A 13,182-nucleotide genomic window follows, 5' to 3' on the forward strand; every position below is an offset into this window, starting at 1 on the left:
TATAGTTCCCCTGAAAATAAGGAGTATGTCCGTGCGGATCGCAGTAGTAGCGCTTGGGAAAATTGGTTTACCTCTAGCAGTACAGTTTGCTGATTCTGGGCATGACGTAATCGGCGTCGATGTAAACCCAGAAACTGTAGCGACTGTAAATGAAGGCAAAGAACCCTTCCCAGGAGAAGCCTTTCTAGCGGAAAAGCTAGCTGAACTAGTTCCCGCAGGACGCTTGAAAGCAACCACCGACTATGCCGAGGCTATCCCCGGCGCAGATGCAGTCGTACTGGTAGTTCCCCTCTTTGTAAACGATGAAACTTGGGAACCCGATTTCGCTTGGATGGACGCCGCCACCCGTTCCCTAGCCGAACACCTCACCGAAGGCACCCTCGTTTCATACGAAACTACTCTGCCCGTGGGAACGACCCGCAATCGTTGGAAGCCGCTTCTAGAAGAGATCTCTGGACTCAAAGAAGGTAAAGACTTCCACCTAGTATTCAGCCCCGAGCGCGTGCTCACCGGGCGAGTATTCGCAGACCTACGTCGTTACCCGAAACTCGTCGGCGGCCTAAGCGAAGCCGGAACCAAACGCGCTATCGAATTCTACGAATCAGTACTACAGTTCGATGAGCGTCCGGATCTGCCCCGCCCGAACGGTGTTTGGGACATGGGCACCGCAGAAGCCGCCGAAATGGCAAAGCTAGCTGAAACCACCTACCGCGACGTAAACATCGGCCTAGCAAACCAGTTTGCCGTCTACGCTGACAAGGTTGGTATTGATATTGAACGTGTGATTGACGCCTGCAACTCGCAGCCTTACAGTCACATTCACCGTCCGGGCATCGCCGTTGGTGGCCACTGCATCCCCGTCTACCCGCGACTATACCTATCCACGGACCCTGACGCTTCAATCGTTCGCACCGCCCGTACCTTTAACTCGGGCATGCCACAGTATGTAGTTGACCGACTAACCGAAATTCTTGGTGACCTAAAGGGACTCAAGGTCGCAATCCTAGGCGCTTCCTACCGTGGGGGCGTAAAGGAAACCGCGTTCTCTGGTGTTTTCGCAACCGTCGACGCCCTCAAGGCAGCAGGTGCTGAAGTCGTCGTTCACGACCCGATGTTCAACGACGAAGAGATCAACAAGTTCGGTTGGGAAGCTTACCACCTAGGTGATTCCGTCGATGCCGCGATCGTCCAGGCTGACCACGCCGATTACCGCGAACTAAAGCCGGCAGATCTACCCGGTGTTCGTCTCCTCGCTGACGGACGTCGCGTGACCAACCCTGAACTCTGGGCCGGAACCCCGAGGATCGTTATTGGCCAGCCGTGAACTGACCATGAAGGCAGCCGAAGCGACGAAGACCGTAGCGGTCATTGTCGCGTACAATCGTGAGGTCCTCCTTCGCAAGTGCCTAGACGCCTTGGGGGAGCAAAGCTCACCTTTAACGGCTGTAATCGTCGTTGATAATGCCTCTACAGATGGAACTGGGAAGGTTGTTGATACTCATCCGGTAGTAACTGACCCGGTCCATCTGGCCCAGAACACTGGTGGTGCCGGTGGATTCGCAGCCGGCATCGCCTATGCCCAAACCCATTACCCGCAGGCGGAGTGGGTCTGGATCATGGACGATGACACAGTACCCGAGCCCACCGCCCTAGCTGAACTGCTAAAAGCAGAATCCGCATACCCCGGTAAACCAGCGCTGCTGGCTTCAAAAGCCGTCTGGCATGACGGCAGTGAGCATCCGATGAACCGCCCTCGTCCCCGTGTCGGTTTAGCCGGCAAGTTAAGAGTGCATGCCCAGCAAGCGGGAGCGATCCCGGTCCGATCAGCCTCCTTTGTCTCCATCTTGGTACGCAAGTCGGAAATTAGCCGGATCGGGCTTCCTCGCGCGGCCTACTTCCTTTGGAATGACGATTTCGAATTCACCGCCAGATTGCTAAAGAACCGGGTCGGACTCTACGTACCTGCTTCAGTGGTAAAGCATCTGACTCTAAAACTTGGCGATAGCCAAGCAGATCCAGGACCGCGCTTCCGCTTCGAAGTACGAAATAAACTCTGGCTCTTCAGTCGTCATAATCCCTTCCACATCTGGGAATACCCGCTCTACTTCGGATCCTCAGTACGACGCTGGGGCAAAACTTTTAAGGCCTCAGAGAACCGCCCGGTGCTGTTCGCCGCCTTCAAGGCCGGAATCAAAGAGAGCCTAACCGCCCCAAAGTCGAATCGTGAAGTATTTGCTGACTCAGTCGCCCTACCTTGGATTGAAGCAGCCGATGACTAGTAAATTCTCTGTGCTAATGGCGGTCTATCAGGGTGATGACCCCCAATACCTGCGGCGATCGCTAGAATCTGTCACAGTTGAACAGGCCCTACCACCAAATCAGTTGGTCATAGTCGTCGATGGTCCCATAGGGGAGTCCTTAGCTGCAGAAGTGCCCGAAAGTGGCACTAAGCTGGGGCAAACCGAAGTTTTAACTATTAAGAAGCCAAAAAATGAAGGCTTGGCTTTAGCCTTGGTGACCGGCTTGGAACACTGTGAGCACCGCTTTGTGGCTCGTCACGATGCCGACGATATTTCCCTACCGGAAAGATTCGCCAAACAAATACCACTGCTTGAACAGGGATTCGAGCTAGTCGGTGCCGCGATTCAAGATATGTATTCGGAAACAACGGAGGATGGTCTGATTCGTCGCCATCCCAGTTCGGAAGCTGAGATCAAACGGGCTATTAAATACCGTGACCCCTTCAACCACCCTTCAGTCGTTTATGATCGCGAGGCTGTCGTCCGCGCCGGCGGTTATGAACCTCTGGATCTGATGGAAGACTATTGGCTTTTCGCACGGATGGTTCATCGGGGGGTAAAGTGCACTAACCTTCCAGATGTCTTAGTCCGTTACCGGGTCTCCTCTGGAGCCTATAAACGACGTGGTGGTTTCAGGTTGCTGAGGAGTGAGATGAAACTACAGAGGCTACTTCTTCGTGAGGGAATCATCACCATTCCGATTTATTTCAGAAATGTTTTGATTCGCGGCGTGTACCGTTTAATTCCCGCATCTGTCCGCAAAGTACTATATAAGTACGCGGTAAAAATATGGAGTAAGTAATACTCGCTAGCTTAGACACTCAACGGTAATAACCTAAAACCAATTCTAAGCGTGGTAACTTAAATGAAAATCGAAGCTTCATCTAGCCAAAAGGGGTATTCCAGTGGAAGCTGATATCGTAATCGTCGGTTCGGGCTTTTTTGGTCTTACGATCGCAGAACGCTGTGCGAACGAACTAGGCTTGAAGGTCCTAATCGTTGAAAAGCGTAGTCATATCGGCGGTAACGCCTACTCTGAGGCAGACCCCAAGACTGGTATTGAGGTACACAAATACGGTGCGCACCTATTCCACACCTCCAACGAGCGGGTCTGGGAGTACGTAAATCGCTTTACATCCTTTACTCCCTACGTCCACAAGGTTTACACTAACCACCGTGGCGTGGTTTACTCCATGCCCATCAACTTGGGCACCATCAACCAGTTCTTTGGCGCCGCTTATGGCCCCGAGGAAGCCCGCGCGCTTATCCAGGAGCAGGCTGGGGAGCTTTCGGGTAAGGACCCGGAGAACCTTAACGATAAGGGAATTTCTTTGATTGGCCGCCCGCTTTACGAAGCGTTTATCAAGGAATACACCGGTAAGCAGTGGCAGACCGACCCTAAGGAGCTGCCGGCCTCGATTATTTCTCGCTTACCTGTGCGTTACAACTACGATAACCGCTACTTTAACGACACCTACGAGGGGCTACCCACTGAGGGATACACTGCTTGGATTAACAAGATGGTGGAGCACCCGAATATTGAGATCCTCACGGATACTGACTTCTTCGATGATAGCCAGCCTTATTCAAAGTCCGCGCTAGTCGGTAAGAAGCCGGTAATTTACACCGGTCCGCTAGATAAGTACTTCGATTACTCTCAGGGTGCTCTATCGTGGCGCACCATTGATTTCGAAACCGAATATCCGGAATGCGGTGACTACCAGGGCACCTCGGTGATGAACTATGCGGACGCAGAGATCCCCTTCACCCGTATTATCGAGCCGCGTCACTTCCATCCGGAGCGTGACTACCCGACTGATAAGACCATCATCATGAAGGAATACTCGCGTTTCGCCGAAGCTAACGACGAACCCTATTACCCGATTAACTCGGATAAGGACCGCGAGGCCCTGCTGGAATACCGTCGACTGGCTGAGCAGGAAGACGGGGTACTTTTCGGTGGACGTCTAGGCACTTACCAGTACCTTGATATGCACATGGCTATTGGTTCGGCCCTTACCGCTTTCGACAATAAGGTCGCCCCGCACTTCCGGGATGGAAAACCGCTAAACTCCGCTAAGTAAAAATATGGCTTCTAAGTCTTCAATCGAGAAAGAATTTTGGACTCCTGGGATTAGCCCTAGGCTGACTGAAATTTTTAAGCGACGATATCTATTAAACCTGCTTGTTCACAAGGAACTTAGGGTTCGATACCGCGGATCATTCCTTGGGATGCTCTGGTCCTACGCTAAACCGGCGGTGCAGTTTATTGTTTTCTATGTGGCCTTGGGTGTATTCCTAGCCCAAAATAGAGCAATCGAAAACTATGTCGTTTATCTATTCTCTGGTGTCGTAGTAGTTAACTATTTCAGCGAAATCTTTAACAACACTACTCGTTCTATTGTTTGGAATGCGCCACTAGTTAAGAAGATCTATCTTCCTCGACAGTTGTTCCCCGTCTCATCACTATGCGTGGCTGTGGTGCACCTAATTCCACAGTTGGTCATTCTAGTACTGGGTGCCCTTATCTACGGATGGCGACCCGGATTCTATGAACTGGGACTGGGAATATTGGGCTTTATGTTAGTCTCGATTTTTGCCTTAGGATTGGGGCTTTTCACTAGTGCCATCAACGTGATGTTCCGGGATGCAGAAAACTTCGTCGATCTGATTCTGATGGTCGTCACGTGGGCCTCCCCGGTACTGTACAAGTGGCAAGATGTCCACCGTATTCTAGGTGGGACCATCTGGTGGTGGATCTACATGCTCAATCCGATTACCCCCATTGTGCTGATCTTCCACCGGGTTTTCTGGTTCCCCACAGCTGGGGTCGGGGGAGTGTCACCGGTAGCTCAGCTCCCTGAAAATATGTACATGTGGGTAGGCATCTGTGCACTGATTTCATTCTTAATGCTACTAATCGGCGACTGGTATTTCCGCCACCTAGATGGCCGCTTCGCGCAGGAGCTCTGAGATGAACGAAAAAGAATCACAGGTAGTGAACCCAGCGCAGTCTGAAAATGATGTCATTCGCGTCGAGGACGTAAGTAAAGTCTTTAAACTTCGCCGCACCCATACCCTTAAAGAATCATTAGTTTGGGCCCTAACCGGGCGTCGAGCTGAGATGGTAAATATCTTCCACGCCCTAGATGATGTTTCCTTTAACATCCCATCGGGACAAACTGTTGGCTTGCTCGGATTTAATGGATCCGGTAAATCCACCATGCTCAAACTAATCTCTGGCGTTATGAGGCCAGATCAGGGCTCTATTAAAGTCCGCGGAAAGATCGCCGGTCTCATTGAGGTGGGTGCTGGTTTTCATCCGGACCTAACTGGACGTGAAAATGTCTATCTAAACGGCGCCATCTTAGGGATGACCGAAGCCGAGATCGATGCCGCTTACGACGATATCGTAGCTTTTTCTGAGATCGAGCAGTTCATCGATACTGAAGTTAAATTCTATTCTTCCGGCATGTTCCTGCGTTTGGCCTTCTCAGTCGCCGTGCACACTAACCCCGATATCTTCTTGATTGATGAAATCCTAGCGGTGGGCGATGCTCCCTTCCAGAGAAAGTGCCTCGATCGGATTCGCGAACTGCGAGCCTCGGGTAAATCTCTAGTGATCGTCTCTCACGATCTAAACATGGTAGAAGAACTGTGCGACCGGGCAATTGTCTTGGAAAAGGGAAAGGTCGTATTCGACGGTCCGGCAGCAGAAGGCGTCAAACGACTGCGCCCCGAAGACTAGTTCTAAACCTCTAGCTAGCATTTCGAATTCACCTAACTAAAAAGAATCTGTAGCGATACAATTACTAAAAATCGCTTTTGGAAAGGAACAAAATGGCATCGAAAGTGGTACAGCGGGTAGTTTTCTCCGCTGAAAACGATTCAGACACTCAGCCGTTATACTTCGAAGGTGCCTTGAAAGGTGGCCGCAAGCCCAGCCTCGACAAGCCGGGCATTGTCAGCTACGACCGTTCTTCGGCTAAGTTCAAGAACGCGGGTTATACCTCCTTTGGTACCTATTTCAACGCTTTCCCGGCTTCCTACTGGCGCCGCCACACGGTGGTTCGCGAAGTAACACTGCGTGTTAAGACCGCCGGTCAGGGAACTCTAATCCTTTATCGTTCCAATGCCAAAGGCGATTACTACCGCCTAGAATCACACGAACTCTCAGGTTCTGTGACCAAGGATTTCAAACTTCCATTAAATAACTTCCTAGATGGCGGTTGGTACTGGTTTGACCTAAAGGCCAACTCGAATGATTTTGAATTGTTGGAAGGTCAGTGGCTAGTAGATGAGAAACCACGTTTAGAAGACCCGAAACTAACTATTGCCATCACCACCTTCAACCGTCCAACTGACTGCGCGCTGATGCTTAAGCAGTTGTCATCATACGAACCTCTGCGTGAGGTCCTACGCGAAATCGTCGTGGTCGACCAGGGCAATAAGAAGGTTGCTGAGGAAGACAATTATCAGGTTGCGAAAGCCCTCTTGAAAGATCAACTACGGGTAATCGATCAGATTAACCTTGGCGGATCGGGCGGCTTTAGTCGCGGTATGTACGAATCGCTACAAAACAACTCTGATTTCGTGCTGCTACTTGATGATGACGTTCGAGTTGAGCCTGAAGGTATGCTTCGGGCCCTAGCTTTTGGTAGCTACACGAATGTCCCCACCATCGTGGGTGGCCATATGTTCTCGATGTATCAGCGAACCTTCCTGCATGCTTTTGCGGAAACTGTCCGAGCGAAGGAATTCCTCTGGGGACCGACGCCTGGGGTTCCGGATGCCATTGACTTCAACAAGGTGCCGCTAAGGGTAAACCGTAAACTTCATGCACTAGCCCCGGCAAACTACAACGGGTGGTGGATGTGTTTGATCCCGACCTCAGTAGTTGAAGAAATTGGTCTATCCCTACCATTCTTCATTAAATGGGACGACTCGGAATACTGTCTACGTGCGGGTAAACATGGTGTTCCCACTGTCACGCTACCGGGCGCCGCTGTCTGGCACGTGCCGTGGACCGATAAGGATGACTCGGTCGACTGGCAGGCATACTTCCACTACCGTAATCGACTGGTAGCTGGTCTAATGCACTCTAAGTTCTCCCGCGGTGGGGGAATGATTAAGCACCTGTCACTGGTGTCCTTGAAGCATTTCCTCTCTCAACAGTACTCTGTGTTGGCACTGCAGATTAAGGCCCTAGAGGATATCTTGCGTGGACCCGAACATATGCACGATGAAATCGAGACGGTAGTACCGGAAGTGCGGAAGATTCGGGGCAATTACAAGGACGCGCAACTAGTTGCTGACCCCACCTTGCTGCCGGCCCCTCGTTCGTCATCGAAGTTACCTAAGTGGGAAACCTTGAAGACCCCGAAGTCGCTACCGGGCCGTGCCTTGATGGCCGCAAAGGGAATTTTGCGAATCGCCAACCAACCCACTGAACTATCCCGAGAATACCCAGAAATGTATGTATCTTCGGGTAACAGTAACTGGCTAGTACTTTCGCAACTAGATTCTGCAGTAGTAACTAACTCTGATGGCTCCGGCGTATCCTTCTACCAGCGAGATCCGAGGCTAGCTCGTAAGCTCTATGGTCGTCTGAACCGACTGGTAGCTGAACTCGTTAAACGTTGGCCTGAGCTTTCGCGCCAGTATCAAGAGGCCTTGGATGGTGTAACCTCTCCGGCAGCATGGGAGCCGCACTTCCATAACTAAAGATGTAAAGCTGGACTCAAATACCCCACTATGATATGTGAAATATGTCATAGTGGGGTATTTTGTGGCGGTTTATTGGCTAACCATCGCCTGAAAGTGGTAATCCGGCCTTAAATTGACCTCTTTTCAAGAGTGCCAAGCACACCAAAATATACTAAGGTAACCCTAGAGCTCATCGAATAACATCAATGTAGTTTATTGATGTAGTGAGATGTGGAAGAAAGTTTCTAGACCAATAAAGGAGGGAAGCACCAGATGTGGAACATCCTAGGCGACGGTGATTTAGTCGTCGATCAATTTCAATCGGCTTTCCTCGAAGATGATGGAGTCCTAGCTTGGCAGGAATACGCACTGTGTGCGCAGACTGACCCGGAAGCTTTCTTCCCCGAAAAAGGTGGATCCACTAGAGAAGCCAAAAATGTTTGTGCGCTATGTGAAGTCCGCCAGGAATGTCTAGAGTACGCCCTCGCCAATGATGAGCGATTCGGAATCTGGGGCGGGCTATCAGAGCGTGAGCGTCGGAAACTTAAGCGCGCCTCCGGGTGATCTGGGTGGCTGAAAAGTCTGTCCACGCAGTTCTAGTTACGCAAGGGGAAAGCCAATACTTGGCCGAAACCCTTGATCTGCTCAAGTCACAAACCAGAACTGCAGAACTAGTGACGTTAGTAGATCTGTCCGAAACTGCCAATGCCGAAGAAGAGTTTCGTAAACTCTTCCCCACTGGATCATCCGGAAAATACCTTTCGGCTCCAAGTATTACAGACTTTGGCACTGCGGTCAGCAAGGCAGTTAATGAAGCACCAATCGAAACTGATTGGCTCTGGCTACTCCATGACGACTCAATCCCAGACTCGCAATGTCTAGCTGAACTTTTAGCGGCCACTAAAAAAGGTGCGACTGTTGGAGTCGTCGGACCAAAAATCCGTGACTACTTCCAAACCGATAAACTAATTGAAATCGGTATTTCCGCAACCAAAACCGCCCGCCGATTCGATCACCTACGTGGCGAATATGACCAGGGGCAACACGACCGGATGGAAGATGTCCTTGCGGTTTCCACGGCAGGCATGCTGGTCAGCCAAGCACTCTGGACAGAACTACGGGGGACCGACCCCTCACTATCACCGTTTGGAGTTGGCCTTGAATTTGGCCGACGGGTAAGGCTTGCCGGCTACCGGGTAATCGTGGCCACCTCGGCAATCGTCTTCCATGCGGAACAGTCCTACCGGGGACATGAGGGGCTACTGGACGCCTCAGGTACCTATTCAGAACGTCGAGCCGCCCAAATTCATAACTGGTTATTGGCGCTAGGGACGGCAAAATTTGTCCTCTGGTTATTCTTGCTGCCATTTTGGCAACTGGGACGCATGCTACTGCGATTGGCTACCAGACAGTGGAGCCTAGCGGTAGGGGAGTTAGCTGCGCTATTTAAGGTACTGTTCCACCCGCAAGCTATTTTGCGGGCCCGCGCGAATCTTTTCCGGACGAAAAAAGCTTCCCGAGCTAGCCTTAAGCGACTAGAGGTGCCAAGGTGGTACCTGCTTAGAGAACGCTACCTAGTTCGTAAAAACCGCCATCGCAACGTCAGTCAAGAGGCATTAGAACCGGTGGCGGCCAGCGGTCTCAAACAGCGTCGCGAAATCGCCTCAGCCGGGGCCCTCACGGTAGTTTTTGTGACCCTGTTACTCACGGTCTTAAAAACCTATTCCACGGCGGTAAATAGCAATGGCGCTGCTAGGCTCTTCCTGCCCGAACAACTTTCCGATTTCTGGAGTTTCGCTTGGAGCGGCTGGGTCCCAATCAAGATGGGCATGGCCGCCCCCGCTGATCCTTTGCTGCCCTTCTTATCTTCCGTTGTCGCCCCGTTCTGGCTTCTAGGACTCTCGCCGAACCAAGTCCTGACTGCGTTTCTTGCCTGCTGGCCGCTACTTGCCGGAATCGGCGCGTACCTCGCGGCTGGAACTTTTACCAGGGCAGTAGGGCTCCGCCTATTTATGGTATTTACATACCTGAGTCTGCCAGCAGTCTGGATCTCAGCAGCACAGGGACGCGTCTCAGTACTGGTTCTGACTATGGCGCTACCTTGGTTTGTCTGGGGTTTGGTGCGGGGCACCAATCGCCACCGGGCCGAGGTGGTTTTGGGAGTTCGCGGTCAGATTGCGGTTAGGAATACCGACTACCAGGTGCGCTTTCTGGCCATCTCAGCTTTCGCGTTAACTTTCGTGATGCTCTCTACCCCGAGCCTGCTACTTCTGGCCCCCTTCTTTGTATTACTAGGTTTGGCCTTAGTTCCCAAACGCCCTTGGCGGGTAATGCTCTTACCCATTCCGGCAGTACTGTTTGCAATTCCCTACCTAGTATCGATTTATCGAAGCGGTAACTATCGGGCACTACTAGGGACCATCGATCACCCGGTTGACTTTAAAACCCCCAGTGGCTTCCGCCTGCTTTTAGGAATTCCTGATGGGGCTCGTTATGAAGCCGGTGGTTTGCTGCAGATGCTCATGAATGATGGGCATGCCTGGCTATCGGGACTTCGCCTATTGCCACTTGCAATGCTGATGCTCGGGCTGATCTTGGCCCTCCTACGTCTTACTTGGCGCACCGGCTGGATCACCCTAGGCATGGTGATTTCAGCTTCTTGGATGGCAGCGGGCTATTACGCTGGACAGATTGAAATCGCTGCCCAAGAAAGCAACGTATTTACCTGGACTGGCCCCTACCTGCTACTTGCTTACTTCTCACTTTCCGCCGCGGTAATCGGGGGCCTAGACCGCTATTGGGCAACCTTCCGTGTTAAAAAACCAAACAGCAACCTGCTGCTAACCGGTGTGCAGCTTCTTAAAGCACTAAGTTACGTGCTGCTGTTTCTGATACCAGTTTCTTTCCTCGCCAACGACGGCTGGGCCCTAGCATCTTCTACCGTGATGTCACGTGAAAGCACCGTTACGGTGCCGGCTTCTGCGAAACTAGGGCAGAACTCCGACCGTCATTCAAGAGTCCTACTGATAAAAACTCTGACCGATGACCAACTGGAAGTCACCTGGCAACGCTTCGCTCAGCCAACCTATCTTGAACACTCCACGATTGACGACCTCACTCAACTAAGACGTCGAGAAGCGGGGACCAGTGAGAACCGACTACCCGATCGGATCAACTCGCAACTAATCACGCTACTACGCGGACACCAGACCCCCGAACTAGCTCAGCTTCTGACCTACGCGGCCGTTGACCAAATGGTTATCGCACCCGATTCGAATCCCCTGAACGACGCACTCGAGGGCCTAAAAGGGCTAGAGAAAATTGGGCCCACCCCGGCAGGAGTCGCTTGGCGTGTAAGTAGCGCGGAACTAATCAGCGCTGACGGCTACACGGCCTATCGTCTCTGGACGGAACCCGAAGTTCCCCAGTTACTAAAAGCCGAAGTACAAGCGACCTCCTCGTCTGATGAAGAAAAGGCCCCAAATCGTACTGGACTACCCGCAAACGCCGTGACCGCAAACGGGGAAACGAAAACCCCCGGAGTGATAGTCCTAGCGGAAAACCCGGACCCGCACTGGCAACTATCAATCAACGGGAAGCAAGCCAAACAGCTACCCCAGGTCCAAGCGAACGTCTTTGAAACCTCAGAGACTGGCAACTACGCTTTGACTTGGCACCAACCCAGCCTACGAATCTGGACCTACGCCGGCATCATCAGCGAACTGTTACTACTATCAATGATGATCTTTACTAGACGAAAGAAGGTGGATCTCTGATGAGAGAAGAAACCCGAATCGTCACGGTCATCAAGGCCCTAGTGGCGCTGGTAGTACTATTGGCAATGACTATTGGCGGCTGGATACTAGCCACCAGGCCTGCTGCTCAAACGCGTCTAGTTCCAAGCATTCCGGTAGAGGCAGCCGCGGGTACCCTGCAAGAAGTATGTTTGCCACTGCCCGCTAATATCGCACAGGTCCGGAATAACCCCGATGGCTCAACCAGCGCGCCCGAAATCGATCAAATTCTGGCCTATCAGGCGGAATCAACCAAATCAGCAGTTGATCCCAAAAACTCCGTCTTCGAACCGATCGAGTTAGAAACTTCAGACGCTGGAATAATCAGCCTAAACTATCGAGCTGCTTGGGATAAGTCGGAAGGCGGGGCCTTCCTGAGTTTAGACGCCTGTCAGCCGGCCGCAGATTATTTTTCCTTCACCGTGCCCGGCAGTGAACAGATCAGCCAACGTGCCACCCTGATGATGGTCAATCCCTCCGCTAACTCCAGTAGCATCACCCTGGAAGCGTGGAACACCTCGGGGGACCTACTAAAGGGACAGGCTTATACTCTAAGGGGCAACGAGAAACTAGAAATCTCGATTGACTCTCTAGTCAATACCAAAGAAGCCTATCAGCTGGAGCTGAAGATACAGGGCCCTAAGATTGCCGCCGGGGTCTATCTACAGCGGACTCAGGGCCTAAACAGTTTGGGACAAGAATGGCTGCCCCAAAATCCCCAGCCAAGTGAGCAGTTACAACTCCTAGGGATCGACCTCTCGGATGCTCCTGCTCGTCTTGAACTTGCTAATCCCGGTGATGAGGAAGCCACCGTATCATTAAAGATCGGCCCTAATGGGACTGATACCTTTAAGGGACTAAATGAGATCAAGGTGCCGTCCCGGGCTGTCTTGGAATTAGACCTAGCTGGACTTCCAATAGGAGCCCAAGTATTTGAACTGAAATCAAAAACCCCTATCATCGCGCAGGTGGTAGCCCATTCCAATACTCCCTCGGAACAAGCCCAGAACCGACCCAAGATCGTTTCTGGAACCTTCCCGAGCGATAAGAAAAACCTAGGGATGAGCATATACAGCCCAGCTCACGGCGTCACCGCAGTGGATATTCCCATTGCTAGCGGATACGAAACCCAGATCACCATCCGAAACTTGGCGCAAAAATCAGAAATAAAAATCAACGGGGCAGAACAACACCTAGAACCGGGCCAAGTTCTAAGAACACCGCTGACCGAAAGCACCAAGATTGAAGCTAGCAACCCGGTTTTGATTAGCCTGACTGCCATGAACAAGGAGATCCCCAGCTTACGGGGAACCATTAACCTAGGAAGCCTAAGCGGCTCACAGGGACGCGTCAGCATCCGCTAGGGTAGCGGCCACCCGCAC

At 51.9% G+C, this 13,182-nt stretch carries 10 protein-coding genes; all 10 read left to right on the forward strand.

Translation table 11 applies throughout. From position 1 onward, the window contains the following. The first annotated feature begins 31 nt into the window (after positions 1–31). A complete protein-coding gene (locus BSR28_RS07615) occupies positions 32–1,324 on the forward strand; it encodes a nucleotide sugar dehydrogenase (RefSeq protein ID WP_073709560.1) in 1,293 nt (430 codons plus the stop codon). Continuing rightward, positions 1,311–2,279 carry a glycosyltransferase gene (locus BSR28_RS09205; protein ID WP_143237647.1) on the forward strand — a complete coding sequence of 323 codons (969 nt, stop codon included), beginning with the start codon at positions 1,311–1,313 and terminating at the stop codon, positions 2,277–2,279. Before BSR28_RS07615 ends, BSR28_RS09205 begins: the two co-directional genes overlap by 14 nt. Further along, entirely contained in the window at positions 2,272–3,102 is an 831-nt protein-coding gene (locus BSR28_RS09210; RefSeq protein WP_073713842.1) for a glycosyltransferase, read from the forward strand. The genes BSR28_RS09205 and BSR28_RS09210 overlap by 8 nt, the downstream gene beginning before the upstream one ends. Positions 3,103–3,205: 103 nt before the next feature. Next, a complete protein-coding gene (gene glf, locus BSR28_RS07630; RefSeq protein WP_073713843.1) occupies positions 3,206–4,384 on the forward strand; it encodes a UDP-galactopyranose mutase in 1,179 nt (392 codons plus the stop codon). A 4-nt stretch (positions 4,385–4,388) separates the two neighbouring features. After that, positions 4,389–5,273, forward strand: coding sequence for an ABC transporter permease (locus tag BSR28_RS07635; protein WP_073709523.1), 885 nt, complete (start codon positions 4,389–4,391; stop codon positions 5,271–5,273). 1 nt (position 5,274) lies between these two features. After that, complete coding sequence (locus tag BSR28_RS07640; RefSeq protein WP_073709522.1) at positions 5,275–6,048, forward strand: ABC transporter ATP-binding protein; 774 nt, start codon at positions 5,275–5,277, stop codon at positions 6,046–6,048. A gap of 92 nt (positions 6,049–6,140) precedes the next feature. After that, positions 6,141–8,024 (forward strand): glycosyltransferase, encoded by a 1,884-nt coding sequence (locus BSR28_RS07645; protein ID WP_073713844.1) that lies wholly within the window; start codon positions 6,141–6,143, stop codon positions 8,022–8,024. A 255-nt stretch (positions 8,025–8,279) separates the two neighbouring features. Continuing rightward, positions 8,280–8,570 carry a WhiB family transcriptional regulator gene (locus BSR28_RS07650; RefSeq protein WP_073709520.1) on the forward strand — a complete coding sequence of 97 codons (291 nt, stop codon included), beginning with the start codon at positions 8,280–8,282 and terminating at the stop codon, positions 8,568–8,570. A 5-nt stretch (positions 8,571–8,575) separates the two neighbouring features. Further along, entirely contained in the window at positions 8,576–11,782 is a 3,207-nt protein-coding gene (locus BSR28_RS07655) for a glycosyltransferase family 2 protein (RefSeq protein ID WP_158020336.1), read from the forward strand. Continuing rightward, the gene (locus BSR28_RS07660; RefSeq protein WP_073713846.1) at positions 11,782–13,164 is read left to right on the forward strand and encodes a DUF5719 family protein; all 1,383 of its coding nucleotides are present in this window, start codon (positions 11,782–11,784) and stop codon (positions 13,162–13,164) included. Before BSR28_RS07655 ends, BSR28_RS07660 begins: the two co-directional genes overlap by 1 nt. Positions 13,165–13,182 lie beyond the last annotated feature (18 nt).

Source organism: Boudabousia liubingyangii (genome assembly GCF_001907245.1).
Taxonomy (GTDB): Bacteria; Actinomycetota; Actinomycetes; order Actinomycetales; family Actinomycetaceae; genus Boudabousia; species Boudabousia liubingyangii.

Excerpts from the sequence above, each read along its gene's own strand:
- BSR28_RS09210 (WP_073713842.1), top strand. The coding sequence starts at position 2,272 with ATGACTAGTAAATTCTCTGTGCTAATGGCGGTCTATCAGGGTGATGAC.
- BSR28_RS07635 (WP_073709523.1), top strand. The coding sequence starts at position 4,389 with ATGGCTTCTAAGTCTTCAATCGAGAAAGAATTTTGGACTCCTGGGATT.
- BSR28_RS07640 (WP_073709522.1), top strand. The coding sequence starts at position 5,275 with ATGAACGAAAAAGAATCACAGGTAGTGAACCCAGCGCAGTCTGAAAAT.
- BSR28_RS07645 (WP_073713844.1), top strand. The coding sequence starts at position 6,141 with ATGGCATCGAAAGTGGTACAGCGGGTAGTTTTCTCCGCTGAAAACGAT.
- BSR28_RS07650 (WP_073709520.1), top strand. The coding sequence starts at position 8,280 with ATGTGGAACATCCTAGGCGACGGTGATTTAGTCGTCGATCAATTTCAA.
- BSR28_RS07660 (WP_073713846.1), top strand. The coding sequence starts at position 11,782 with ATGAGAGAAGAAACCCGAATCGTCACGGTCATCAAGGCCCTAGTGGCG.